The following is a 25,080-nucleotide window of genomic DNA, read 5'->3' on the forward strand; positions in this document are numbered from 1 at the left end:
TAAGCTCAGGTTGCAGGCCGCGTGGGTGTGCGCGGCCTGAGGAAACGCTTACTTCAGATGGCTATGGAAGAAGGAAGCCAGCTTGGCGAACGGGATCAGGTCGGTACGGTCGTACAGATCGACATGACCGGCGCCCGGCACGATGACCAGTTCTTTCGGTTGACCGGCCAGTTTATAGGCCTCTTCGCTGAACTCACGCGAGTGAGCTTCAGAACCCGTGATGAACAACATCGGGCGAGGAGAGATCGTCTCAATGTCATTGAACGGATAGAAGTTCAGGAACTTGACGATGCTGGTCAGCGTCGGATGGGTCGTCAGCGCCGGTGACGAACCTTTAGGGGTGAATTTGCCGCGTGGCGTGCGGTAGAAGTCATAGAACTCACGTTGAATAGCCGGCGTGTCCGCTGTCAATTCATGCACAGTACCACTGACGTATTCGGTTTTTCCGCCCGCGAACTCCACATCACGCTGTTCGGATGCGGCGGCGATCATCTGCTTTCTCTGCTCCAGCGTTTGCGAGTGTTTGAGTCCATTGCGCACTGCCGCCCCCATATCATACATACTGACCGTCGCAACGGCTTTGATGCGCGAGTCGATTTTCGCGGCGCTGATGACGAAGCTACCGCTTCCGCAAATGCCCAGCACGCCAATCTGCTCTTTATCAACCCAAGGTTGGGTTCTCAGGTAGTCAACCGCTGCGCTGAACGCTTCTGCGTAAAGGTCTGGCGCAACAACGTTACGGGGTTGCCCCTCACTCTCCCCCCAGAAAGACTGATCGATAGCGAGGGTGACAAAACCTTGCTCAGCGAGTTTCTGCGCATAAAGGTTCGAACTCTGCTCTTTCACCGCCCCCATTGGATGTCCGATGACTATCGCCGGGTAGCTGACGCCCTGTTTCCGATTTTTGGGCATGTACAGGTTCCCTACAATCTTCATTTTGAATTGATTGTTAAAGGTGATCTTTTGCGTCGTTACCTTATCGCTCAGGTAAAAGTTATTTGCGCCGTGAGACATATCGGCGGCCATAGAGGTGAATGAACTGACCAGCAGGGCCAGGGATAACGCTATTTTCTTCATCGGATTACTCTCGGTTGAAATAGTGAAGTTAATTTCTTCGGTATTCGTATAAGTAAATCGGGGAATCAAAAATCAAACCTGAACGCGGGTCATTTATGTAAACGACTCATTTCAAGTTGATGTAAAGGGCCTGTCGACGCAGTCAATATAGCAACAATGATTAGAACAATTAATGCCAAAAATCTTTACGCTTTTGTGAGAGAAATTCATCAATGGTTTTCCCTCAGCCTGCATTTGGGTAAGATGATATGCACTCAGGCACCCGCCCAATCAACACCTGAATCCAGCCCCAGAGGAGAAGCAAAATGGATGATCTTAAAGCCTTTCTGTGCATTGCCAGATTGCAGAGCTTTACCAAAGCGGCGGCGGAGATTGGCGTCACCCCATCAGCCCTGAGCCATACGATTAAAACGCTGGAGGAAAAACTGGGGTATCGCTTGCTGACCCGAACCACCCGCAGCGTGGCCCCCACCGAAGAAGGCGAAATGCTCATGCGCAGCCTGGGGCCCTTATTCGAGCAGATAAACGATGAGCTGGAAAAGTTGGGGGCGATGAGGAACACCCCGACCGGGACGATTCGCCTGACCGGTTCCGATGATTCCGTTCAGTACCTGATTCGGCCTGTGCTGGCCGATTTTCTAAAAAAATATCCCGAGATTAATATTGAAATCGGTATCGATTACGGCTTTACCAATATCGTCCAGGAGCGCTTTGATGCGGGTATACGCTTGGGCGAGTCTATTGACAAGGACATGGTGGCGGTAAGGATCAGCCGGGACTGGCGACTGTGCGTGGTGGCGACGCCCTCTTATTTCCAGCAATATTCCGCCCCGCAAACCCCTAACGATCTTATCCGGCATAACTGCATTAATATCCGTCATTCAATCACCAGCGGCGTTTATGCCTGGGAATTTGAAAAAGGCAAACATCAGTTCAGCGTAAAAGTTAAGGGGCAATTCACGGCAAACAGCACCCTGCATCAGTTAGACGCCGTGCTGGCGGGCATCGGCATTGCTTACCTACCCGATTACCTGGTAGCCCCTTATCTCCATAGTGGGCAACTGACAGAAATCCTCGCTGAATGGTGCCCGTATTTTCAGGGGTATCATCTTTATTATCCTCATCGCCGCCACGGTTCGCCGGCCTTTATGGCCCTGGTTGATATCCTGAAGGAAAATTACCGCAATCATCTTTAGCCACTCGCAGACCTTCACCTTCGTTATCCCCGCCAGATCTGGCGGGAAGACATCTGGAAATTGCCCCCTAAAGCCAGATCGTTTTTTTGGTAAAGATAGAAGTTCTTATATGGAAGTAATTGCCTGACTACGGTATCCCTATTTTGTTTTTTTTGCCTATAATAAATAGGAAAAGACTTAAATTTCAAGTGCTGAAAGTTTGTTTTATTATAAGCTTATGGTGTGTGGTTATATAACTTCCCTGCGTTCAATGCTCAATATGAAATTTACTCATCGACAAAGGTCAGAATTTACAGCTGATGTTTTTCAGGTAAACTGCGCACAGTCATGGAAATGTTCATTTTTGTGATTATTTTACTTATTTAAGTACAGCCTATCACCCATTTATCGCAGCCTGATATTTATGATGGGAATATCCGTATGTTTTACATGAGAATGCCCGCATGTCCGTACTTAAAACCTTACCCAAACAAATATCGTTATGGGATTTAAACTTGTTTTTCCTTGTGGCCAAATGGCTTAGCTTCAACCGGGCAGCTCAGGAAATGGGTATTACGCCTGGATACGTAACTAAGTGTATCCATTCGCTTGAAAAAGCCCTGGATACCAAGCTTTTTGTTCGTACTACCCGTCAGGTGATGCTGAGTAAAAGCGGTGAGTTCTTTTTTATTAAAGTTAAAGATATTCTTGGTGACGTCGAAGATGCCATTTTTGGCATAAATGCCTTACAGGACGTGGCCAGCGGTAATGTGAGGATCAGCTGTAATACCTATTTGGGCCAAAACCATCTGGCGCCGGTATTGTCTTTAATGGAACGGCAGAACCCCGGCTTAAACATATGGCTGGATCTGACCAATCAACAAAACGATTTGATTGCAGACGATATTGATATCGATATCCGCATTGGCAGCGTGAAAGAGCCTCATCTTGTGGCTTACAAAATAGCCACCAGCTTTCGTGTGCTTTGCGCCTCGCCGCTCTATCTCAAACGCCACGGCACCCCCGAGGAGCTTGACGATCTCAGCCATCATAACTGCATCCTGTACCGTCCGCGCGAGGAAAGTATGGGGCTGTGGAGGCTGGCGGACAGCCGCTGCGGGACAGAAAGCAAGGTTAAAGTGAGCGGTACGCTGTCCGCCAGCCACAGCGACGTGGTCAAAACCTGGGCAATTAAAAATCACGGTATCGCCATGCTGCCGCTTTGGGGGGCAGCCCCGGAATTGGCCTCTGGGGTATTGGTCAGAGTTTTACCGCACTACCGGCAATCAGCCGATATCATCGCGGTAATCAAGAATCAGGAGAAGAAGACGCACCTCATTCGTAGCTGCGTAGATTTTATAAAAACTCACTTACAGGTCGGCCTTCCCCAAAATAATCATCTTGATGATTCAAAATAGGGCTGCACTTCGTTAACGCAATAACATGGAGAGAAACCGCAATGAAGCAAGGTATAGACATCAAAATTTTTGGCCTCACCGGCGATGTGCAGGATATCAATGCAGAAGTCTATGCAATATTGGACAAATGCTTTACCCATATCTCGGCCGGAAAAAAGACCGTTAACAAATCAGGCGTATTGGCCTATTTAGTGGAGGAAATAGAAGCGCAATCCTGTGATTACACCAGGAAACTATACCGCGTCGCAATTGAAATGGTTGGGATGACGCCATCTGAATAACCATTCACCTTTATTTTCCTCAAAATAATTACTTCCTGTTTGGAAAGTGACTTTTTCCCTCGGAAGAGTGTACAGCACAAAAAGTCATGACTAGATTTTCTGGATTACGAAAATGATTCAATCACATGTAAATAGCATTATCGATTTATTTTGGCGTAACCTTCCGCCCTTCTTCCTCACCAGCGATATATCCTCGCTCACCGTGGCATTAGCAAATGCACAGGTGGCCGAACAAACCGTAACAGTAGGTAAAATGAGGGGTAGCAATGAGTGGAAAAAACTATATCTATAGCCAGTATGATAACTCCGTTTTGGCTGATGGCGACGATCAATCCGTTTATAAAAGTATCGATCTCTTCTGGCATTATCAGGAGCGCGGCAGTTTTACACTGAATGGTAAACCGTCGCAAAGCGCCGAGTCGGCAGGGATCAACCTGGCTCGCCCCCTGCTAACCTGGAATGGCACAGGTCAGGAGGCGACAGGTAAAGGCGCAACGGTCACTTTTGCTTTCCCGACCTGGAGTGAGTATGAAAAAAATGGTTCTGGTGATGGCGGGTTAAGCGGGTTGGACGCTACGCAAAAGGCTTTTGCCAAAGCATCGCTGCAAGCCTGGGCCGATGTCGCCAACCTGAAATTTAAGGAATTGCCCGCTTCTCAAAGCCAAAATGCGCAGATCAAATTCGGTAATTTTACTCAGGTTAAAGATGATGACTCTAACTATGCGTTGTATCCGCATACGTTAGAAAATAACCAACCTATCCTCGACGATTGGGGCAATGACATGTCAGGCCAGGTATGGGTTCTTGATCTGCCAGAAAACCGCGATCCTAGCTCAGGCGGGGGTTACGGCGCACAGGTTTTTACTCATGAAATTGGCCATGCGCTGGGGCTTGATCACCCGGGAAGTTATAACGGTGGCGCTCCTACCTATCGAAATGACGCAGCCTACGTGGAAGACACCAACCAGTTTTCCATAATGAGCTATTTCTCCGAGGTTAGCCCAGCGTCCAACCCAACGATCGGCGACTTCAAAGGTTATTACGCCTCTGCCCCGTTGATGGATGATATTGCCGGCATGCAATACCTATACGGTGCCAACACCACAGCGTTTAACACGAGCACCGTTTATGGCTTCCATTCAAATACCGGGCGCGGTTATCTGTCGGCCACCGACAGCAACAGCAAACTGATTTTCAGCGCCTGGGACACCGGTGGCAATGACACCTTCGATTTTTCCGGCTTTGCCGGCAACCAGCGCATTAACCTTAACGAAGGCGCGTTCTCTGACGTTGGCGGGCTGAAGGGCAATGTGTCCATTACTCAGGGAACCCACATTGAGAACGCCATCGGCGGCAGCGGTAACGATATTCTGGTCGGCAATGCACTGAACAACCAGTTGAAAGGGGGGGCCGGCAACGACTTTATCTTTGGCGGCGCAGGTGCGGATACCTTATGGGGCGGAGCAGGTAAAGACACCTTTGCTTATGCCGCCGCCTCGGATTCCACCGCCAAAGCGCCAGACTGGATCAAGGACTTCACCACCGGCGTCGACAAAATTGATTTGAGCGCGTTTGCCGGTGAAATCAACTTCGTCAAAGCGTTCACTGGCGAGGCCAATGAAGCGACCTTAACCCTCAATAGCGGCAACAGCGTTCTGGCATTGGATCTGCGCGGTCACGACGCAGACAACACCGGCTGGCAACCTGATTTCCTGGTGAAGATCGTCGGCCAGGCTAACGCCAGCACGGATTTTATCGTTTAACCCTTTACTGAGGCATAAGCGGGGATCCTCCCGCTTTTCGGCGAGGGCTTCTTAGGGGGCGCCCTCGCCTTTTTTTAGTTCTTTCAGGTATTTGTAGACCGTCGCGCGCCCAAGGGATAACACGTTGGCGATATAATCGGCGGCGCTTTTGGCCTTGAATGCGCCTTCATTGTAGAGATCGATCACCAATCGCTTTTTTTGCTCACGGCTTAATGATGACAGCGAGGTGTTCTGAAGGCGGATCCACTCATGCAGGAAGGTATTAATCTTCTCTTGCCAGTCATCCTTGAACAGCTGCTGCGGTTGTGGCTGCAGACGAGTCACCGACAAGAACATGTCCAGTGCGTTTCTGGCGTCCTCAAAGATGCTGGTGCTCAGGTTAACGCACAGCAGATAGCTCGGATTGCCCTGTTCATCGCGGGCGGGAATGCTCACCGAGCGCATTTTTTTGCCATCCCAGTTGAGCTTCTCGTAAGGGCCGGTGACCGGCGCGCCGCTGTTGATATCAAAATCGTCCAGGCCGGCATCGTCACCCGGTTTGCGTTTCGACAGATTATTGGCGAGATAGGCGACTTTGTTGGTCGACAGATCGTGTATCACCACTTCCACATTAGGGAAAAACAGCGCTGCGATACCGTCGGCGACCGACTGCAATAATTCAAGTTGAGGCGTGGGTTTCAGCACCGGGCTGTTTCTCCGTAACGATAAGCATGATGATAATGGCCGATTCTCATCATCTGGACAGCCGCTTAGCATACCTTACTTGCCGTGTAATGCCGAGCCCGCCCTCCCTTGGTTCACCGCTGCGGTGATGGAACATGTTGAGCCTGAGGCGGCAAAATGCCACCAGCCCTTTTGTTAACGGAAAGTGAATATCGCCCCGAATCATAAAACGACGGCGCGAACTGCGCTGTAGCCCACACTTTGCGTGAACAGTCCGCTAATGGCATAAGATTTTCAATATATCAGTCAGTTGACGCTATTTTCGTTTAATAAAAATACGATGACAGGCCGTGTTTACATGAATTCCACTCCGCCGTCAGGAAACGGCATTGTCAACATGGTGGTTAAATAAAATGAAACTTTTTGATCACATTCAAGCTTCTGACAAATAGATAAAGGCAAGATTTATGCGTTTTTTGTGCATAAAGCATGAATACCTCGCCAAACCTCCCGACAAAAGTACTTAACTATTCATTTTTACCCGTCAAAACCCATTGGAAACCGGCCTGCAGCCCGATCAGGGGGGGCTAACAACCGGCAGGTTTAATGGTAAATTTAGCGTCGCAAAAGTGTTATGCACTTAGTAATCCACGGTTAAACAAAATAAATACCTATATAAAAAAAGGTTGGTTATGGAAAAGCTATCCTACGCTTCAGAAAGCAGCACAACGGCCTGGGCCACCTACTTGCAACAAATCGACCGCGTTGCACCTTACCTCGGTGACCTGACTCGTTGGGTTGATACCCTCCGTCATCCCAAGCGTGCGCTGATTGTCGACATCCCCTTGCAGATGGACGACGGTTCTATCCGCCACTTCGAAGGTTTCCGCGTTCAGCACAACCTGTCGCGCGGTCCGGGTAAAGGCGGCATCCGTTACCATCCGGATGTTGATCTCGATGAAGTCATGGCGTTGTCAGCATGGATGACCATCAAATGTGCGGCGGTCAACCTGCCTTACGGCGGTGCCAAAGGCGGTATCCGCGTCGATCCTTTCAAACTGTCTGAAGGCGAGCTGGAGCGACTGACCCGCCGCTACACCAGCGAAATCGGTTTTATCATCGGGCCGCAGAAAGATATCCCTGCGCCGGACGTCGGCACCAACTCGAAAGTCATGGCCTGGATGATGGATACCTACTCCATGAACCACGGCACCACTATCACCGGCGTGGTCACCGGCAAGCCTATTCACCTCGGCGGTTCTCTGGGCCGTGAAAAAGCCACCGGTCGCGGCGTGTTCGTCACCGGCAGCGAAGTGGCCAAGCGTCTTGGCGTTGAAATTGAAGGCGCTAAAGTCGCGGTACAGGGCTTTGGTAACGTAGGCAGCGAAGCCGCTCGTCTGTTCGTTGGCGTCGGTGCCCGCGTAGTGGTGATTCAGGACCACTCAGCCACCCTGTTCAACCCGGACGGCATCGATCTGGCCGCGCTGACCGAATGGCAGACCAAGAACAAGCAGATCGCGGGTTTCCCTGGCGCCAAAGAGATTGAAAGCGAAGCCTTCTGGTCGGTTGACATGGATATCCTGATCCCAGCGGCGCTGGAAGGCCAGATCACCCGCCAGCGCGCAGAAATCCTGAGCGCCAAGCTGGTGCTGGAAGGCGCTAACGGCCCAACCTATCCAGACGCGGACGACGTGCTGCGTTCACGCAACATTACCGTAGTGCCTGACGTTATCTGTAACGCCGGCGGCGTGACCGTCAGTTACTTCGAATGGGTGCAGGATATGGCCAGCTACTTCTGGAGCGAGAGCGAAATCAACGAGCGTATGGACAAGATCATGACCGACGCTATGGTTCACGTCTGGAACAAGGCCGAAGAGAAAGCGTGCAGCCTGCGCACAGCGGCTTATATCGTCGCCTGTGAGCGTATCCTGACCGCACGTAAAGAGCGTGGCATTTACCCAGGTTAAGACGTTGTACTGCCCGGCCTGCTTTGCGGGCCGGGATATTTCCCTTTCCCCCGCGTTAAACCGTTTCACTGCCTTTCCAGTGCCGATCTTCGTTTTTCTGGTTCGCGCTCCCTGCCCGCATAAGCTATATGTTAGGGATCCTTTCCCCTCCGGAGAACTTCCTCATGAGCAAGAAAAAGATCCTGATGCTGGTCGGCGACTATGCCGAAGATTATGAAACCATGGTGCCTTTTCAGGCATTGCAGATGATTGGTCACCAGGTGGATGCCGTCTGCCCCGATAAAGTCAAAGGCGACTACATCATGACGGCGATCCATGATTTTGACGGTGCGCAGACCTACAGTGAAAAACCCGGCCACCGCTTTATCCTGAATGCCGATTTTGCCGCCGCACGGGAGGAGGATTATGACGCCCTGCTGATCCCCGGCGGCAGAGCGCCCGAGTACCTGCGCCTCAACCCGCAAGTGATCAAGTTGGTGCAGGCGTTTGACGCCGCACGCAAACCGATAGCCGCCGTCTGCCACGGCCCGCAACTGCTGGCCGCCGCCAATGTGTTGAAAGGCCGCACCTGCAGCGCCTACCCAGCCTGCGCCCCTGAAGTACAGTTAGCCGGCGGGCATTATGCGGATATTGGTATCGATCAGGCCCACGTTGACGGCAATCTGGTGACCGCTCCAGCCTGGCCGGCGCATCCGCAGTGGCTGGCGAAGTTTGCCGAGGTGTTGGAGCAATAAACCCGGCATAAAAATGGCCCGCAATCGGACATGCGGGCCAACAGCACAAGGCATCTATTCTGATGCTGCCTCTATACCCGTCGTCTTTCAAGCTGCAGCGTCGTTACCTGCACGCGTTCACCCCAGTCACTTACCGGAGTAAGCTCCTGCGGATGAACGAGCTGGGCGCCTAGCTGCAGCTTGAAAGCCATAGGGTATTCATAAGAAGTTCTCTTTTCCGCTGGCGTTAATTTAGCGTCCGGGAACAGAAAATAATGCGTTATGTTATCCGTACCGGTTTCGCATCATTTTAATTGTTCAATCAGAAAATGGATATCATAAAGCCAGCGTTTGGCACGGGCGGATCGTACCAGCATGTAAACATACAGCGGCCGGATCCTTTCCATCTCCAGATCCCAGTTATTCACGCGGCGAGGTGATGCGGAGAATAATATCCCCGACTTTGCTTCTTGCCGAAAATACAGATCGTGATTGTAGCTGCTGTTGTCTATGTCGAAGGTGTCGAAGTAGCCGCGCATCAGTGTCTTCGACATCGGTAAGGTTAAGCTAAGCTCTTTGTTTATCTCGGTATTCAGAGTGACGGCGATGCCCTTTTTAAGAAAGCCGGGCGTGTTATATCTGTCGATAACGGAAATCACTTGCTGCTGAATATCACTGTCCATTTCAACCTCAATATATTTGATATTTGGCCGCGGGAAAGATGCGATATTTCTCTGACCTTTCTTATTGTATCGAGTTCTGCGGGGCGGGGTTATTTTCCTTTTCTTTACATTTCCCTCACCGGATAAATATAAAAACGCAGGGTGATAACACCACCCTGCGTAATCGGTTTATTGGCTGCGAATACATTTAACGGGTCAGGGTCGCGCTATTGGCGACCAGGCTCTCCCCCTGCTTCTCCGCCGTAATGCCGCCCCCCAGCACCTTATACAGCGTAATCAGGTTCTGGTACTCGGTTTGCTGCGCGCCGATCAACGATTGGCGGGCGGTGTACAGCGTCCGCTGCGCGTCCAGCATGTTCAGGTAGGTATCTACGCCGTGCCGATAACGCAGTTCAGCCAGGCGGTAATATTCCCGCGAGGCTGCCACGTAGCCGGTTTGCGCCGCCAGCTGCTCCCCAATGGTGCCTTTGCGCGCCAGTGCATCGGCCGTTTCCTGGAACGCCGTCTGCACCGCTTTTTCATAGGTGGCGACGTACAGATCCTTTTGCGCTTTGGTGTAGTTGAGCTGTGAGGTGTTATAGCCGCCGGTGAAAATCGGCAGGCTGATGCTTGGCGCAAAGGACCAGACGCCGGCGCCCTTGCTGAACAGGGACGACAGCTCCCCGCTGCTCACGCCGCCGCTGGCGGTCAGGCTGATCGACGGGAAGAACGCCGCACGCGCAGAGCCGATGCTGGCATTGGCTGACTTCAGATTATGCTCGGCTTCCAGGATGTCCGGCCGGTTCAGCAGCACCTGCGACGACACATTGGCCGGCATGTCTTTCATGATGCCGGATAGCGCCTCGATCCCGTTCGGCAACAGGCTTTCGGGCACGCTTTGCCCCACCACCAGATCCAGCGCGTTTTTTGCCTGCGCGGCACTGGTGGTGTCGCTGGCGACGTCTGAACGCGCCTGCTGATAAACCGTGTCCGCCGAAGCCACATCCACCATCGACAAAATGCCGTTTTGCTGGTTTTTACGCGTCACTTCCAGCGACAACCTGGCGCTTTCCATCGTGTCTTTGGCGGCCGCCAACAGGCTGCGTTCCGCCGCCACGTTCACCCAGTCGGTGACGATATCGGCGATCAGCGTCAGGCGCGTACTTTTTGCCGCCTCGGACTCCGCCAGATAGGTCTCGAATTTTGCGTGCGACAGGCTGCGGTTTTTACCGAACAGATCCAACTCAAACGAACTGGTGCTGGCGCTGGCTTCGTAGCTCTGGCCGATCGCGGTCGCATTGACATTGCCGGTCAAAGAGCGTGAGCGCGTGCCGTCTACCCCTGCGTTGATGGTTGGGAACAGTTCGGAACGTTGTTCGCCGTATAACGCTCGCGCCGACTCAATGCTGGCGATCGCTTCACGCAGGTCACGGCTGCTACTCAGCCCCATCGCCACCACCTGCCGCAGCCGCGCATCCACCACATAATCGCGCCACGGGATATCCGGGTAGCTCAGCGAAAGCTTACCGCTCGGCGTGGCATAGGCGGCACCTTGCGGCAGGTTTGCCGGTACCGGCGCCTGCGGCCGTTGGTAGTCCGGATCCAGTGAAATACAGCCTGCCAGTAACAGGGGGAATGTCAGAGTTATCAAACGTTGCAGCACATTATTCTCCTGCCTGTGGCGTGGTGCTTTCTACCTGTTTGGCGACGACCGGTTTACGTGCAAATACCCGGCGTACCAAAACGTAGAACAAAGGAACAAAGAAGATCGCCAATAGCGTCGCGGTAAGGGTGCCGCCGATAATCCCGGTGCCAATGGCTATACGGCTGTTGGCGCCGGCGCCGGTGGAGATTGCCAGCGGCAACACCCCGGCGGTAAATGCCAGCGACGTCATCAGAATCGGCCGCAAGCGCATACGGGATGCTTCGACCGCCGAGGCGATCAGCGTTTCTCCGTGCTGGTACTTCTCTTCGGCAAACTCCACGATCAGAATGGCGTTCTTGGCCGACAGGCCAATAATGGTCAACAGCGCCACCTGGAAGTAGATATCGTTTTCCAGACCGCGCAGCGTGACCGCCAACAGCGAACCCACCACGCCCATCGGCACCACCATCATGACCGCGAACGGGATCGACCAGCTCTCATACAGCGCCGCCAGGCACAGGAACACCACCAATAGCGCGATGGCATACAAGGATCCCGCCTGGCCGCTGGTCAGACGCTCCTGATAAGAAAGCCCGCTCCAGGAGTAGCTGCTGCCCGCGGAGAACTTCGCCGCCAGTTTTTCCATTTCATCCATCGCGGTGCCGGAGCTGGTGCCCGGAGCGCCTTCGCCGGTGATTTCGAACGACGAAAGCCCGTTATAACGCGACAGGTTTTCCGGCCCGTAGATCCAGCGCGATGAGGCAAAGGCCGAGAATGGCGTCATGCTGGTCGTGGTTGTGGTCGTGCCTGAAATGATGTTGGTTGAGCTGCCGCGCACAAACCATTTATCCAGATCCTCCGGTTTTGAACGGAACTCCACATCCCCTTGCATATAGACTTTCTTCACCCGGTTGCGGTCGATAAAGTCGTTAACATAGGTGCTGCCGAAAGAACTGGTGAGCGTGCTGCTGACGTCGCTGGCGCTCAGGCCCAACGCTTGCAGCTTGTCATTATCGATATCCACCTGCAGCTGCGGGGTATCCGGCAAGGTGTTGGCGCGCACGGCGATCAGGCCCGGATTTTTACCGGCGGCGGCAATAATCTGGTCACGCATCGCCTGCAATTCCGCACGGGTCGTTGCGCCTTTGGCCTGCAACTCGAAGGTGAATCCGTTGGACTGGCCAAACCCGTCGATCGACGGCGGGCTCATCGAAAACACCTGAGCATCGCGAATGCTGGCGAAGTGCCCCATGGCGCGTTTGGCAATCGCGTCAGCGGTGTTCTCGCTGCCGCTGCGCAGGCTCCAGTCCTTGAGGCTGACGAAAGCCATGCCGGCGTTCTGGCCGCTGCCGCTAAAACCAAAGCCGTTGATGGTAAAAATGCTGTTGACGTTGGCCTTCTCATTATTGAGGAAGTAATCCTTCACCTCGTCGCTGACCACCGAGGTACGAGCGTCGGTAGCGCCAGCCGGCAGCGTATACTGCACCATCACCATCCCCTGATCTTCGTTAGGCAGGAAGCCGGTCGGCAGGCGCATATACATGACGGCGGCTGCGATCAGCAACAGGCCGTACATCAGCAGGTAACGCATTGGGCGGTGGATCACCCTGCCGACCTTGTCGGCATATTTCGCCTGCAGCCGGTCATAACCCCGGTTGAATTTGCCCAGCAGGCCTTTGTCGGTCAGTTCCTCATGCGCGGGTTTCAGCAACGTGGCGCACAGCGCCGGTGCCAGCGTCAGCGCCAGGAGCACCGAAAGCGCCATGGAAGAGACGATAGTGACGGAGAATTGGCGATAGATAACCCCGGTGGACCCGCCGAAGAACGCCATCGGCAGGAACACCGCAGACAGCACCATCGCAATGCCCACCAACGCGCCGGTGATCTCTTTCATCGACTTTTCCGTCGCTTCGCGCGGCGGCAGTTTTTCTTCGCGCATCACGCGCTCGACGTTCTCCACCACCACGATGGCGTCATCGACCAACAGCCCGATGGCCAGCACCATGCCAAACAGCGTCAGGGTGTTGATCGAATAACCGAACACCGCCAGCACGCCAAAGGTGCCGAGCAGCACCACCGGCACGGTAATGGTCGGGATCAGCGTCGTACGCAGGTTCTGCAGGAAGATGAACATCACGATCACTACCAGCACCACCGCTTCGAACAGCGTCTTCACCACTTCCTCAATCGAGATGTTGATAAAGTCGGTGCTGTCTTTCGGATACGCGACCTTGTAGCCGTCAGGCATGGATGACTGATATTCCGCCACCTTGGCCTTGACCAGCTTGGCGGTATTGAGCGCATTGGCTCCTGCGGCCAGCTTGACCGCGATACCCGCCGCCGGGTGACCATTCAGGCGTGCGCTGGAAGAGTAATCCTCATTGCCCAGCTCAACCCGCGCCACATCACCCAGGCGAACCAGGGCCCCGCTGCTGTCGCTTTTCAGGATGATATTGCGAAATTGCTCCGGGGTTTGCAGCCGGGATTGCGCCTTGACCGTGGCGGTCAGTTGCTGATCGGCGCCGGCCGGCAGATCGCCGACTTTACCCGCAGAAACCTGGGTGTTCTGCGCCTCAATCGCCGTCTCCACATCGGACGGCATCAGCGAATAAGACGCCAGTTTGGTCGGGTTCAGCCAGATACGCATGGCGTATTCCGAGCCGAATACCTGCACGTCACCCACACCGTTGATGCGCGACAGCGGGTCTTGCAGGTTACTGACTAGATAGTCGGCGATGTCTGCCATCGTCGCTTTATCGGTCTCATCATACAGACCGACGATCAGCAAAAAGCTGCTCTGCGATTTCTTGACCGTTACCCCTTGCGAGGTGACCTCGGACGGCAAGCGGCTTTCCGCCTGCTGAACTTTGTTTTGCACCTGTACCTGGGCGATGTCCGGATCGGTACCCTGATCGAAGGTGACGTTGATGCTCACCGAACCGTCGGAACTGCTGGTCGACGAGAAATACAGCAGGCCGTCCAGGCCGGTGAGCTGCTGTTCAATGACCTGCGTCACGCTGTTTTCCAGTGTTTCCGCATCCGCGCCCGGATAGGTAGCCGAAATGGCGATCTGCGGTGGGGAAACGTCCGGGTATTGCGAAATGGGCAACGAGTTGATCGACATCAGGCCACACAGCATGATGATGATCGCGATCACCCAGGCAAACACCGGCCGCCGAATAAAGAACTGCGCCATGATTACTGCTCCCCACCGTTAGCCGTGCCGGTCGCCGTCTGCTTTTGCACTTCAACCGCGTTAACTTCGACCCCGGCGGCCACCTTATTGGTGCCTTCGACGATCAGGCGATCGCCGTCGTTCAGCCCTTTACTGACCAGCCAGTTGCTGCCGATCACCCGTTCGGTGGTGACCGTGCGCTGCTCAACCTTGTTTTGCGCATTCACCACCAACGCAGTGGCCTCACCTTTGGCATTGCGGGTGATGCCCTGCTGCGGCGCCAGAATGCCTTTCGGATCGACGCCGTTATCGACTCTGGCGTGAACGTACATGCCCGGCAGCAATTCATGCTCAGGGTTAGGGAATACGGCGCGCAGTGTAACGGAGCCGGTAGACTCATCCACCGACACTTCCGTCAGTTCCAGTTTGCCGTCATGCGTATAAGGCGTGCCGTCTTCAAGCTTGATGGCGACCGGTGTGACATCGTCACGTTTTAAGGAAGCCTGCAGTTTGCGCAACCTGAGCAGTTGGCTGCTGGACTGCGTGAGATCGACATAGATGGGGTCCAGCGCGCGGATAGTGGCCAGCGCATCGGTCTGGCTGGCGGTAACCAGCGCACCCGGCGTCACCGAGGAAATACCGATACGGCCGGAAATAGGTGCGCGTACCTGGGTATAAGCGAGATTAATTTGGGTGGTTTCCAGCGCCGCCTGATACTGGTCGACAGCGGCGACCGCCTCCAGAAAGGCCGCCATCGCATCGTCCGCATCCTGTTTGGAGACGCCATTCTCTTTCACCAGCGCCGCGTAACGTTGCGCCTTCAGTCGGCTGGATTTCACCGTCGCCTGCGCGCTTTTCAACTGTGCGGCAGCCTGGTTATAACTGGCCTGATAGGTGGCGGGATCGATTTGATACAGTACCTGGCCGGCTTTTACCTCGGCCCCTTCGGTAAACAGGCGTTGTTTGATAATGCCGTCAACCTGCGGACGAACGTCCGAGGTCATGGTGGCGTTCACTCTGCCGCTCAGATCGCTGCTCAGCGTGACCGGTTGGCCATGCAGCGTCGCGACCCCCACCTCCGGCGTGCCGCCCGCTCCCATCGGGGCCCCGCTGGGTTTGCCATCACAGGCGGTCAGCAATAACGCCAGGCTGACAAGAAAAATCTGTTTGCTCTGCATCGAGTATCTATCCTATTGAGAACGTTTATTCTCAATATATAGATTCTGATCTTTCTAGTCTGACAGGGTTACGTAAGGATTCGGTAAAAGTCCTTCGCAAAGCATGAGAGACGCCCTATTTTTGCCTCAGCGGCACGTCTTTAAGCAGCCAGGTCAGCGCAAAGGCCAGCACCATTACCCAGGCGGCAATCTGGTACACCGAGTGGATCGCCCCGCCGAAAGCCTGCAGATAGTCTTGTTGCAAGGCCGCCGGTAAATGGTGCACCGCCGCCGCGCCCAAAGAACGCGGCAGTTGCGCGTCCTCCGGCAACAACACGGCCAGGCGGCTGTGCAGCACGTTGGTAAAAATCGCGCCAAACACCGCCACGCCGATCGAACCGCCAATCGAGCGGAACAACGTGGCGCTGGAGGTAGCGACCCCCATATGCTGCGGCTCTACGCTGTTTTGCGCCGCAAGAATCATCACCTGCATCACCATGCCCAATCCCAGCCCCAACAGGCTGATATAGAGATACAACAGGTGCACCGGCGTCGAATTTGTCAGCGTGCCGAGCAGGATCATGCCTGCCAACGCGCACAGGGTGCCGATAATCGGGAAGATACGGTATTTGCCCCTTTTGCTGATCAGCCTGCCGCTGACGATCGAACTGATCATGATGCCGCCCATCAGCGGCAACAGCTGCATCCCGGCCTGCGAAGGCGTCGAGTCTTTCACCACCTGCAAATACAGCGGCAGGAAGGTCACCGAACCAAACAGCGACATGCCGATGATAAAGCCGATCAAACTGCACAATACAAAGGTGCGATTACGAAACAGTCCCAGCGGAATGATCGGCTCGCTTGCCAGCCGCTCTTCGTAGATAAACCCGCCCAGCGACACCAGCCCAAAGGCCAGAATGCACCACAGTTGCCCGTCCGACCAGGCCATGACCGTGCCGCCCTGGCTGGTAAAGAGGATGATGCAGGTCAGCGCCAAGGCGAGGTAAGCCGCCCCCAGATAGTCGATTTCGTGTTTAACCCGATTGACCCGCGACTGGAATACCGCGCCGATCACCAACAGGGCGAAAACTCCCAGCGGAAGATTGATATAAAAAATCCAGCGCCAGGAGAAATGCTGCACCAACAGCCCGCCGATCAGCGGCCCGACCACCGTCGCCAGGCCAAATACCCCGCCGAACAACCCCTGATAACGCCCGCGATCGGCCGGTGGGATCACGTCGCCCACCACCGCCATGGTCACCACCAATAAACCGCCGCCACCCAGCCCTTGTAACGCGCGCATCAGGATCAATTGCGTCATGTTCTGCGCCAGCCCGCACAGTACCGAACCGAACAAAAACACCACGATGGCGACTTGCAGCACGATCTTGCGGCCGAACAGATCGCCGAACTTGCCATACAGCGGCACCACGATGGTCGATGCCAGCAGATAGGCCGTCACGACCCAAGACAAATTCTCCAACCCGCCGAACTCGCCGACGATGGTCGGCAACGCGGTCGAGACGATGGTCTGATCGAGCGCCGCCAGCAGCATCACCAGCAGCAGCGCGGAGAACAGCAAACGGATCGAGGGCGCCTGTTCAGACGCCCTGCCGTTATCTTCGTGGCCTGCCGTGTTATCAATGCCCATACGAGTGAGTCCGCTTGTAATTAATTAACTGAGTAATTAATATATGAGTTATTCTTTTCTCCGGTCAATGGATCTCGCCGCGATGACAGCACAAAACGTTAAAAAACCCACCTCTCCACGCCGCCCTGGCAGGCCCAGCGGCGCTGTCAACGGGGCAGAGAAACGGGAGCATTTGCTCGACACGGCGCTGAACTTGTTCGCCCGCCAGGGCATTGCCGATACCTCGCTGAATGCCATTGCCCGCGAGGCCGGCGTTACCCCGGCGATGCTGCACTACTACTTTCACAACCGTGAACAGCTGCTCGATGTGCTGATAGACGAACGTTTCCTGCCGGTGAGAATCGCCGCAGGCGACGTTTTCGACGCCAACGAAGACGATCCGGTAGCGGCTTTCACTGAGTTGGCGCAGCGATTTATCGATATTTCCATCGCACATCCGTGGTTCGCCCCGCTGTGGTTACGCGAAGTGATGAGTGACAGCGGCGTATTGAAGCAGCGGATGGACGAGCGCTTCGGCGACAAGCAACGCAAAACGGCGATGCAGTCCATCGTACGTTGGCAGACGGAAGGCAAACTGCATGCCGATCTGGAGCCATCTCTGCTGATTGTCACCCTGTTTGGCATGACGCTGCTGCCGTTAGCCACGGCGTCAAAATGGCAGCGCGATAACTCTCTCAGCCCGCTGCGCGCCGAAGACATTGCCCGGCATGCCATTACGTTACTCACCCACGGCCTGGGGCCGCAACGCTGAAAAGAGATCCATTCTGGTGCGGGCACTCCCGCACCGGGTGCAAGCCCCACCTTGACCCGCTCGCTTTCCCGCTATTTGCGCCCGTCGCTTAACTGGCACCCTTTTTGCTTTGGCTACTCCGCCTAATTTGGCTTTTTAATCAGGGGTAGCGCTATGTTTCAAATAATTAGAGTGGCATTTGTTTTATTGACCTTAGGATGCGCCAACGCGGCGACCGCCGCCGGGGAGTTACCGCACATCGTTATTTTGGCCACTGGCGGCACCATCGCCGGTTCGGCAGCCTCCAATACCCAAACCACCGGCTACAAAGCCGGGGCGCTCGGGGTTGAGACGTTGATCGCCGCGGTGCCGGAAATGCAGAAAGTCGCCCGGGTGGACGGCGAGCAGATTGCCAATATCGGCAGTGAAAACATGACCAGCGAGATCCTGCTCAAGCTGTCAAAACGCGTCAACGAACTGCTGGCGCGCGATGACGTCGCCGGTGTGGTGATCACCCACGGTACCGACACGCTGGACGAATCGCCCTACTTCCTTAACCTGACGGTAAAAAGCAACAAACCGGTGGTGTTCACTGCCGCCATGCGCCCGGCGACCGCCATCAGCGCCGACGGCCCGATGAACCTGCTGGATGCGGTGACCGTAGCCGCCGATAAACAGGCTGCAGGCCGAGGTGTCATGGTGGTGCTGAACGATCGCATTGGTTCCGCCCGCTTCAGCACCAAAACCAACGCCACCACGCTGGACACGTTCAAAGCGCCGGAGGAAGGCTATTTGGGAGTGATTGTCGGCGGCAAACCTTACTTTGAAACCCGGGTGGACAAAATTCATACCACCCGTTCGGTGTTTGACGTGCGCAATGTCAGCGCGCTGCCGAAAGTCGACATTATTTACGGTTATCAGGACGATCCTGAATACATGTATGACGCCGCCATTCAGCACAAGGTAGACGGGATTGTTTATGCCGGCACCGGTGCCGGGTCGGTTTCAGTGCGTAGCTCGGCCGGGATCAAAAAAGCGGAAAAAGCCGGCGTGCTGGTCGTTCGCGCCAGCCGCACCGGCAGCGGTATTGTTTCTGAAGATGCGGGCCAGCCCGGCCTGGTTTCCGACTCGCTCAACCCGGCTAAATCACGCATTCTGCTGATGCTGGCGCTGACAAAAGCCCATAACCCGCAGGTGATCCAGGACTATTTCCATACCTATTAATCTGCTCTGTCACGTCCCGGCAACAGGCCGGGACGCTCATGAAAGACTATCTGGCCAACAACGGTCGGCGACCAGAAAGCAGAGTCAGGGAGAAGTGCGCAGCCAGCCCGAAGATCAATCCCCAGAATACCGATGCCATGCCTAAAAAGTTCATGCCGGACGCCGTGACCAGGAAAGTGATTAACGCCGCTTCCCGCTGTTTCTCATCGGCCATTGCACCGGTCAACCCGGTGCTGATAGCGCCAAACAGCGCCAGCCCGGCCAGCGAGATAATCAGTTCTTTAGGCAATGCAGTAAACACCGAGGCCAGCGTCGCGCCGAAAATCCCCATCACAATGTAGAAAATCCCGCAGGCCACGCCGGCGATGTAGCGTTTGCTTTTCTCCCGGTGCGCCTCTTCGCTGGTGCAAATCGCGGCGGTAATGGCCGCCAGATTCACCCCGTGCGAGCCAAATGGCGCCAGTAACACCGAGGCAATCGCGGTCATCGAGACGATCGGCCGGGCCGGCGTGGCGTAACCGGAGGAGCGCAATACCGCCATGCCGGGCACGTACTGACCGGTCAGCGTTACCAGCGTAAGCGGCAGTGCGATATTAATGATGGCATGCCAACTCCAGGCCGGGGTAATCAGGACCGGATGCGCGACGCTGACGACGATATCCCCGCTGTTCAACATGCCGCTCATTCCCGCCACTGTACCGCCGGCAAACAGCACGGCGACAATGGCGTAGCGCGGCAGCAGCCGCTTAAACAGCAGATAGGTTATGAACATGGCCATGACCAGCGTCGGTTGCAGCTGAATGGACACAAACATCTCGGCGCCAAAGTGGAATAAAATCCCGGCCAGCATGGCGGCAGCGATCGACCGCGGTAATTTGCCGATCAGTTTATCGAAGGCGCCAGACAGACCAATAACGGCGATAATGACCGAAGAAACGATATAGGCCCCCACCGCCTCGTTGATCGTCACCCCAGGCAGTAACCCGACCAGCAACGCCGCGCCGGGCGTTGACCAGGCGGTGATCACCGGCACCCGCAGACGCCAACTCAAAATCAGGCCAGTAACGCCGCTGCCGATGGAGATGGCCCAAATCCAGGAGGAGATCACCTCCGTGGGCAAGTGCGCCGCACTGGCGGCCTGAAACACGATGATCAACGGGCCGGCGTAAGACACTATCACCGCAATGGCCCCCGCCACTACCGCCGAAAGAGAAAAATCCTGTCGCAATCTGTCCATCATTACCCCTATCAATGCACATCGATTAAATCGATGTAATAAACCAGAAAAGAAAAACCCCGATAAATTAACTTAAAAACAACAAGTTACTACGTTGCACTTAAACACTCACCCTTCAATAACACCAATTGAATCGAATCAATTTAAGTCGATTGTATCCGTGTAATTCTTTCTGTGTTAATACTTATTACATCAATTTAATGACTGCCTTATACTGTAATCGTCTTATTCCCGGCTTGCCGCCAACACCGTGCAGCAGGAAGCTCGTGGGGATAGCCGTTCAAAGCATACAGAGGGTCTATGTGGACACCGCGCTTCAGTGAGAAAAATGCCCCGGTGTATTTGCTGATTGCAGATGCGCTGCAAAATGACATCAACAACGGCGTGCTGCCTGCCGGTTCACGCTTGCCTACATTGAAAGAGCTGGCGCAGACGCTGGCCGTGACGCCGGGCACCGTTAATCGCGCTTATGAAGAAGCTGCGCGGCGCGGGCTGGTTCAGGGCGAAGTGGGCCGCGGGACCTTTGTGCTGGCCTCGCCCGAAAGGGCCATGGAAAGCGCGCGCCTTCCGCACTTCAGCCCTTCATCTTCCGCCCAGCGGGATCATATCGATCTGTCGGTGATCAAGCCGGAGGTGCAGGCCCAGGAACAGGGGATCCGCACCGCGCTCGAGCATCTGGTCGCCAGCCCTGAGCTGGGGCTGGCGCTCGACTATTCGCCGGAAGGCGGACATCCGGCGCATCGCGACGCCGGCGCCAGCTGGCTGCGGCGTTTTTTGCCTGACGTACACTGGCAGCAAGTGGTGTTGACCGCCGGCGCTCAGCACGGTTTGCTGGTCGCCATCAATGCCCTGACGGCGCACCAGGATCTTATCCTGTGCGAAGCGCTGTGTTATCCGGGTATTATCTCGCTGGTACACGGCAATGGGCGGCGGTTGCGCGGGGTTGAAATGGATAGCGAGGGTATCGTGCCCGACTCGCTGAGAGCACTGTGCCGCCAGGAAAAACCGGCGATGCTGATCTGCGTGGCGAGCTGCCAAAATCCCACTACGGTGGTGATGTCTAACGCCAGACGGGCCGAAATCGCGCAGATTGCCCGCGAGTTCGATTTTTATATTCTCGATGACGATATTTATGGTTTTCTTACCGCAGAGCCGGTCGAGGCACTGTCTTCGTTTGCTCCTGAACGCTCGGTGTACCTGACCAGCCTGTCGAAAAGCATCTCACCGGCGTTGCGCATCGGTTATCTGCATGCGCCGGCGGAAACCCTGTCGCGGTTGACGTCGATGGTGCGAACCAGCATCTGGATGCCTTCCCCGCTTATCGCGCAGTTGGCCAGCAATATCATTACTTCCGGCATTGGGACTGAAATGCTGCAAACCCAGAAGCAAGAAGCGGCGGCGCGCCAGGCCATCGCCGCAGAGGTTTTCCACGGGTTGGAGGTCGCTTCGCAACCCTACGGTTACCACATTTGGGTCACTCTGCCCGAGCCCTGGACCAGCGATGAGTTCGCCAATCTGGCGCGCGCTCAGGGGGTGAATATTTCCAGCGGCACGCAATTCCTGGCCGAACGCAGCGGCCATACCCGTGCCGTACGCATCGTGCTGATGTCGCCAACCAGCCGCAGTGAATTGAAATTTGCCCTGACCAAGCTGCGCAGCATGATCGAATCTGCAGAACCCCGCCTGTATTACTGAGGCCCTGACCCGGCGCTCTTTGGCGCGCCGGGTTAGCCTTGTTCAATCAGCATTACCGCCGTGGTATCCGCCTCCAGGGCTTCAAAAATATGCTCTCGATCGGCGGAGTAACTGATGTAATCCCCCGCACTCAACTCCACCGGCTGCTCCGTCGGCCCGATTCGCGCCCTGCCGCTGCTGATAATCACGTGCTCAATGGTGCCCGGCATATGCGGGCGTGAAACCCGGGTCTCGCCCGGCTGAACGCGCAAGCGGTAAATATCGCGTTGTGCTCCCGGCGGGCAGGTTGCCAGCAGCGTAGCGGCATAGTTGGCCTGTTCGGAAACCGTGGTGACCCCTTCGTTGGCACGGATCACCTGTACGTGCTGGCGCGGTTGAGAGATTAGCCTGCTGACCGGCACGTCGAGGGCCATCGCCAGCGACCACAAGGTTTCCAGGCTTGGGTTGCCACTGCCGGTTTCCAATTGCGAAAGCGTCGATTTTGCGATGCCGGCGCGGCGCGCCAGTTCGGTGACCGACAGCCCCAACCGCTCGCGTTCGCGGCGAATGGCGGCCGAAAGCAGGCCGATGGGCGTGCCGGTATTGCAGGAGTTATCGTTCATTGTTCACCATAATGTTCATTTGTTCGACTTGACGAACAGGTGCGCACTGTTCATCATAATGTTCAGTTGTTCATTTTAATGGTGTTCGTCGACGGCGGCAAGCACGGCACTCAATCAGGAGAAGGCAAATGAAGGTAAACACCCGCGGCGTAGTACAGATGACCCTGGCGATGGTGATCTCCGGCACCGTCGGCTGGCCGGTGATCGCGCTAGGGCAACCGCCAACCACGGTCGTTTTCTGGCGTTGCGCGTTTGGCGCGCTGGCGATGTTGATCGCCTGTGCCCTGCTTGGCCTGTTGAAGAAAGGCATGCTGACCCGACGTCAGGCCGCCGTGGCGGTACTGTGCGGTATGGCGCTGGTGCTGAACTGGACGCTGCTGTTTGGCGCTTATGCCCATGCCTCTATCGCCGTGGCCACGATTACCTACCACGTTCAGCCCTTTATGCTGGTCGGGCTGGGCGTACTGTTCTTTGGCGAAAAACTGACGGCGAATAAACTGGGCTGGCTGTTGCTGGCCTTTGGCGGCATGCTGCTGATTATTACCGGCCGCTCTGGCGCTAGCGGTTCAGGATCGGATTACTTTATCGGCGTGCTGTTGGCATTAGGCGCTGCGTTTATGTATGCGGTGGCGGCGGCGATCGTCAAAGGGCTAAAAACCGTGCCGCCGCATTTGATCGTGTTGATCCAGCTCAGCGTCGGTGTGGTTGTATTGGCGCCGTTCGCCGGCCTGACCCACCTGCCGTCAACGGCCCATGCCTGGCTGCTGCTGGCGACTATCGGCCTGGTGCATACCGGGCTGATGTCTTCGCTGCTGTATGGCGCGATCCAGAAAATCCCCACCAGTCTGGTCGGCGCATTGTCGTTCATCTACCCGCTGGTGGCGATTATCATCGATTGGGCGGTATTCGGGCATCGCCTCAGCCTGATGCAGCTATTAGGCGCAGCCGCCATCCTGATTGCCGCTGCGGGCATGAACTTTGGCTGGCGGGTGATACGTGCGGGTAAAACCGTCCGCACGGCGGAGGGGCAGTAACCGGCGGGTTATTTTTTCAAGGCGTGCAGGCTGGCGATCACTTTCTGCAACGCCCTGCTCAGCGGCTTATCCTGGCGCAGTACGATGCCTAAAGTGCGCTCAAGCGCGGGCGTAAGAGAGTCTCCCCGGGTGCCGGACAGTGCCATGCGCGGTACAATGCTGTACCCAAGCCCGGCGGCAACCATCTCTTTGATCGCCTCGATGCTGCCCAGTTCCATTACCGGCGCCGGTTTAACCCCAGCGCCAAGGAACCAGCCATCAATCAGGCGACGGGTGCTGCTGCCGGATTCAAAAGCCACCCACGGGAGCGCACCCAGGGTTTGCGGGGTGAACGTGGCAGGCAAATCGGGGGAGTCTGCGGGGAAAATGACGGCAAACTCGTCCTGCAACAGCGGCGTCAGCTGCAAACTGCGTCCATTGGCCGGAAAGGTCACCAACGCGATGTCGATGCGGTTTTCTTCCACCGCTTTCACCATGTCATCGGTGTTGCCGGTGCGAACCCCGACGTTCAACAAGGGATAAGCCTGTTTCAACTCCCGCAGCAGCGTCGGCAGCAGATGGATACAGGCCGTGGCACCGGTGCCCAGGGTCACGGTGCCGGCAATCTCCTGCGCGTGGCCTGCCATGTCGCTCAGCGCATTATCCACCGCCGCATTGATGCGGCTTATGTGTTCCAGTAGCGCCTCACCGGCGGACGTCGGCCGCACGCGCCTGGCGACCCGCTCCAGCAGCCGAACTTGCAGCCGCTGTTCCAACTGCCGGATTTGCAGGCTGACCGCGGGTTGGCTCAGCCCCAGCACTTCCCCTGCGGCGGAAAAACTCCCTTGCCTGACCACCAAAGCAAAGGTCTGAAGTTGGTCCAAATTAAGCTTGCCCACCACGAAATACCCCTTATGCAAAATGCACGATGCCGGTCCACCACATGAGGAACCGGCATCGCTGAGTGTATCCTTGTGGGCCGCCTTTGTAATCAGGCCGCACCCGGCGTGCATTGCGTTATGCGTAATGGAGAGCCTTGATGGCGTTTTTGCAGAAAACCTGACGGCGGTGAACCTATTATCCCGAAAACCTCAAAAGCTAAGCGAAATAACGTATTCGACCCGTTTTAAAATAGCTGTTACCTCTATTAAGCAGACACGGAGGAGGAATTAACGATGACGCGTTATGTGTGGAATAACCGGCTGAAACAGCGCATCCGTTTCAGCTACTGG

20 protein-coding genes are annotated in these 25,080 nt (G+C 55.6%); 10 read left to right on the plus strand and 10 right to left on the minus strand.

The features are described 5' to 3' along the window. Positions 1-48 precede the first annotated feature (48 nt). The gene (locus JEM67_RS14225; RefSeq protein ID WP_199635893.1) at positions 49-1,077 is read right to left on the minus strand and encodes an alpha/beta hydrolase; all 1,029 of its coding nucleotides are present in this window, start codon (positions 1,075-1,077) and stop codon (positions 49-51) included. A gap of 305 nt (positions 1,078-1,382) precedes the next feature. Between JEM67_RS14225 and JEM67_RS14230 the strand changes: the two genes are divergently transcribed. The 4 genes from JEM67_RS14230 (at position 1,383) to JEM67_RS14245 (ending at position 5,714) form a co-directional block, all read left to right on the plus strand. After that, entirely contained in the window at positions 1,383-2,273 is an 891-nt protein-coding gene (locus tag JEM67_RS14230) for a LysR family transcriptional regulator (RefSeq protein ID WP_199635894.1), read from the plus strand. A gap of 443 nt (positions 2,274-2,716) precedes the next feature. Next, positions 2,717-3,670: a LysR family transcriptional regulator gene (locus JEM67_RS14235; protein WP_199635895.1), complete on the plus strand. Its 954-nt coding sequence runs from the start codon at positions 2,717-2,719 to the stop codon at positions 3,668-3,670. Positions 3,671-3,711: 41 nt separating this feature from the next. Beyond that, positions 3,712-3,951: a hypothetical protein gene (locus JEM67_RS14240; RefSeq protein ID WP_013812957.1), complete on the plus strand. Its 240-nt coding sequence runs from the start codon at positions 3,712-3,714 to the stop codon at positions 3,949-3,951. A 266-nt stretch (positions 3,952-4,217) separates the two neighbouring features. After that, a complete protein-coding gene (locus tag JEM67_RS14245; RefSeq protein ID WP_013812959.1) occupies positions 4,218-5,714 on the plus strand; it encodes a serralysin family metalloprotease in 1,497 nt (498 codons plus the stop codon). A 51-nt stretch (positions 5,715-5,765) separates the two neighbouring features. Here the strand turns inward: JEM67_RS14245 and JEM67_RS14250 are convergent, their stop codons facing one another. Continuing rightward, complete coding sequence (locus JEM67_RS14250) at positions 5,766-6,398, minus strand: helix-turn-helix transcriptional regulator (RefSeq protein ID WP_013812960.1); 633 nt, start codon at positions 6,396-6,398, stop codon at positions 5,766-5,768. Positions 6,399-7,069: 671 nt separating this feature from the next. On the opposite strand from JEM67_RS14250, the gene JEM67_RS14255 reads away from it, so the two are divergent. Continuing rightward, on the plus strand, positions 7,070-8,344 hold the full coding sequence (locus tag JEM67_RS14255; RefSeq protein ID WP_199635896.1) for a Glu/Leu/Phe/Val family dehydrogenase: 1,275 nt from the start codon (positions 7,070-7,072) through the stop codon (positions 8,342-8,344). Between the two features lie 164 nt (positions 8,345-8,508). After that, positions 8,509-9,078, plus strand: coding sequence for a DJ-1/PfpI family protein (locus tag JEM67_RS14260; RefSeq protein WP_004944657.1), 570 nt, complete (start codon positions 8,509-8,511; stop codon positions 9,076-9,078). 284 nt (positions 9,079-9,362) lie between these two features. Here JEM67_RS14260 and JEM67_RS14265 read toward each other — a convergent pair whose 3' ends face one another. From JEM67_RS14265 to JEM67_RS14285, 5 genes are all read right to left on the minus strand, one after another. After that, positions 9,363-9,740, minus strand: coding sequence for a DUF1493 family protein (locus JEM67_RS14265; protein ID WP_199635897.1), 378 nt, complete (start codon positions 9,738-9,740; stop codon positions 9,363-9,365). A 187-nt stretch (positions 9,741-9,927) separates the two neighbouring features. Continuing rightward, positions 9,928-11,382 carry an efflux transporter outer membrane subunit gene (locus tag JEM67_RS14270; RefSeq protein ID WP_199635898.1) on the minus strand — a complete coding sequence of 485 codons (1,455 nt, stop codon included), beginning with the start codon at positions 11,380-11,382 and terminating at the stop codon, positions 9,928-9,930. A 1-nt stretch (position 11,383) separates the two neighbouring features. After that, on the minus strand, positions 11,384-14,560 hold the full coding sequence (locus JEM67_RS14275) for an efflux RND transporter permease subunit (protein ID WP_199635899.1): 3,177 nt from the start codon (positions 14,558-14,560) through the stop codon (positions 11,384-11,386). A gap of 2 nt (positions 14,561-14,562) precedes the next feature. Further along, positions 14,563-15,717, minus strand: a complete 1,155-nt coding sequence (locus JEM67_RS14280) for an efflux RND transporter periplasmic adaptor subunit (protein ID WP_199635900.1) — start codon at positions 15,715-15,717, stop codon at positions 14,563-14,565. 115 nt (positions 15,718-15,832) lie between these two features. Next, positions 15,833-17,347 carry an MDR family MFS transporter gene (locus JEM67_RS14285; RefSeq protein ID WP_199635901.1) on the minus strand — a complete coding sequence of 505 codons (1,515 nt, stop codon included), beginning with the start codon at positions 17,345-17,347 and terminating at the stop codon, positions 15,833-15,835. Between the two features lie 43 nt (positions 17,348-17,390). Between JEM67_RS14285 and JEM67_RS14290 the strand changes: the two genes are divergently transcribed. Both JEM67_RS14290 and JEM67_RS14295 read left to right on the plus strand, forming a co-directional pair. Next, the gene (locus JEM67_RS14290; protein WP_199635902.1) at positions 17,391-18,098 is read left to right on the plus strand and encodes a TetR/AcrR family transcriptional regulator; all 708 of its coding nucleotides are present in this window, start codon (positions 17,391-17,393) and stop codon (positions 18,096-18,098) included. 153 nt (positions 18,099-18,251) lie between these two features. Beyond that, on the plus strand, positions 18,252-19,301 hold the full coding sequence (locus JEM67_RS14295; RefSeq protein WP_199635903.1) for a type II asparaginase: 1,050 nt from the start codon (positions 18,252-18,254) through the stop codon (positions 19,299-19,301). A gap of 46 nt (positions 19,302-19,347) precedes the next feature. Here JEM67_RS14295 and JEM67_RS14300 read toward each other — a convergent pair whose 3' ends face one another. Then, positions 19,348-20,541 (minus strand): benzoate/H(+) symporter BenE family transporter, encoded by a 1,194-nt coding sequence (locus tag JEM67_RS14300; protein WP_233527671.1) that lies wholly within the window; start codon positions 20,539-20,541, stop codon positions 19,348-19,350. 297 nt (positions 20,542-20,838) lie between these two features. Between JEM67_RS14300 and JEM67_RS14305 the strand changes: the two genes are divergently transcribed. Further along, positions 20,839-22,233, plus strand: a complete 1,395-nt coding sequence (locus JEM67_RS14305) for a PLP-dependent aminotransferase family protein (RefSeq protein ID WP_013812970.1) — start codon at positions 20,839-20,841, stop codon at positions 22,231-22,233. 32 nt (positions 22,234-22,265) lie between these two features. Here JEM67_RS14305 and JEM67_RS14310 read toward each other — a convergent pair whose 3' ends face one another. Beyond that, entirely contained in the window at positions 22,266-22,835 is a 570-nt protein-coding gene (locus tag JEM67_RS14310; protein ID WP_199635904.1) for a helix-turn-helix domain-containing protein, read from the minus strand. Positions 22,836-22,963: 128 nt separating this feature from the next. On the opposite strand from JEM67_RS14310, the gene JEM67_RS14315 reads away from it, so the two are divergent. Beyond that, positions 22,964-23,869 (plus strand): DMT family transporter, encoded by a 906-nt coding sequence (locus JEM67_RS14315; protein ID WP_199635905.1) that lies wholly within the window; start codon positions 22,964-22,966, stop codon positions 23,867-23,869. A gap of 8 nt (positions 23,870-23,877) precedes the next feature. Here JEM67_RS14315 and JEM67_RS14320 read toward each other — a convergent pair whose 3' ends face one another. After that, entirely contained in the window at positions 23,878-24,861 is a 984-nt protein-coding gene (locus JEM67_RS14320; protein WP_199635906.1) for a LysR family transcriptional regulator, read from the minus strand. Positions 24,862-25,080 lie beyond the last annotated feature (219 nt).

The organism is Serratia sp. PAMC26656 (genome assembly GCF_016469055.2).
GTDB classification, from domain to species: Bacteria; Pseudomonadota; Gammaproteobacteria; order Enterobacterales; family Enterobacteriaceae; genus Serratia; species Serratia plymuthica.

Bases quoted from the DNA above. Each gene is read 5' to 3' on its own strand.
- JEM67_RS14300 (WP_233527671.1), bottom strand. From the start codon at position 20,541: ATGATGGACAGATTGCGACAGGATTTTTCTCTTTCGGCGGTAGTGGCG.
- JEM67_RS14260 (WP_004944657.1), top strand. From the start codon at position 8,509: ATGAGCAAGAAAAAGATCCTGATGCTGGTCGGCGACTATGCCGAAGAT.
- JEM67_RS14235 (WP_199635895.1), top strand. From the start codon at position 2,717: ATGTCCGTACTTAAAACCTTACCCAAACAAATATCGTTATGGGATTTA.
- JEM67_RS14305 (WP_013812970.1), top strand. From the start codon at position 20,839: ATGTGGACACCGCGCTTCAGTGAGAAAAATGCCCCGGTGTATTTGCTG.
- JEM67_RS14280 (WP_199635900.1), bottom strand. From the start codon at position 15,717: ATGCAGAGCAAACAGATTTTTCTTGTCAGCCTGGCGTTATTGCTGACC.
- JEM67_RS14245 (WP_013812959.1), top strand. From the start codon at position 4,218: ATGAGTGGAAAAAACTATATCTATAGCCAGTATGATAACTCCGTTTTG.
- JEM67_RS14310 (WP_199635904.1), bottom strand. From the start codon at position 22,835: ATGAACGATAACTCCTGCAATACCGGCACGCCCATCGGCCTGCTTTCG.
- JEM67_RS14230 (WP_199635894.1), top strand. From the start codon at position 1,383: ATGGATGATCTTAAAGCCTTTCTGTGCATTGCCAGATTGCAGAGCTTT.
- JEM67_RS14225 (WP_199635893.1), bottom strand. From the start codon at position 1,077: ATGAAGAAAATAGCGTTATCCCTGGCCCTGCTGGTCAGTTCATTCACC.
- JEM67_RS14295 (WP_199635903.1), top strand. From the start codon at position 18,252: ATGTTTCAAATAATTAGAGTGGCATTTGTTTTATTGACCTTAGGATGC.
- JEM67_RS14265 (WP_199635897.1), bottom strand. From the start codon at position 9,740: ATGGACAGTGATATTCAGCAGCAAGTGATTTCCGTTATCGACAGATAT.
- JEM67_RS14275 (WP_199635899.1), bottom strand. From the start codon at position 14,560: ATGGCGCAGTTCTTTATTCGGCGGCCGGTGTTTGCCTGGGTGATCGCG.
- JEM67_RS14285 (WP_199635901.1), bottom strand. From the start codon at position 17,347: ATGGGCATTGATAACACGGCAGGCCACGAAGATAACGGCAGGGCGTCT.
- JEM67_RS14315 (WP_199635905.1), top strand. From the start codon at position 22,964: ATGAAGGTAAACACCCGCGGCGTAGTACAGATGACCCTGGCGATGGTG.
- JEM67_RS14240 (WP_013812957.1), top strand. From the start codon at position 3,712: ATGAAGCAAGGTATAGACATCAAAATTTTTGGCCTCACCGGCGATGTG.
- JEM67_RS14320 (WP_199635906.1), bottom strand. From the start codon at position 24,861: ATGCACGCCGGGTGCGGCCTGATTACAAAGGCGGCCCACAAGGATACA.
- JEM67_RS14255 (WP_199635896.1), top strand. From the start codon at position 7,070: ATGGAAAAGCTATCCTACGCTTCAGAAAGCAGCACAACGGCCTGGGCC.
- JEM67_RS14290 (WP_199635902.1), top strand. From the start codon at position 17,391: ATGAGTTATTCTTTTCTCCGGTCAATGGATCTCGCCGCGATGACAGCA.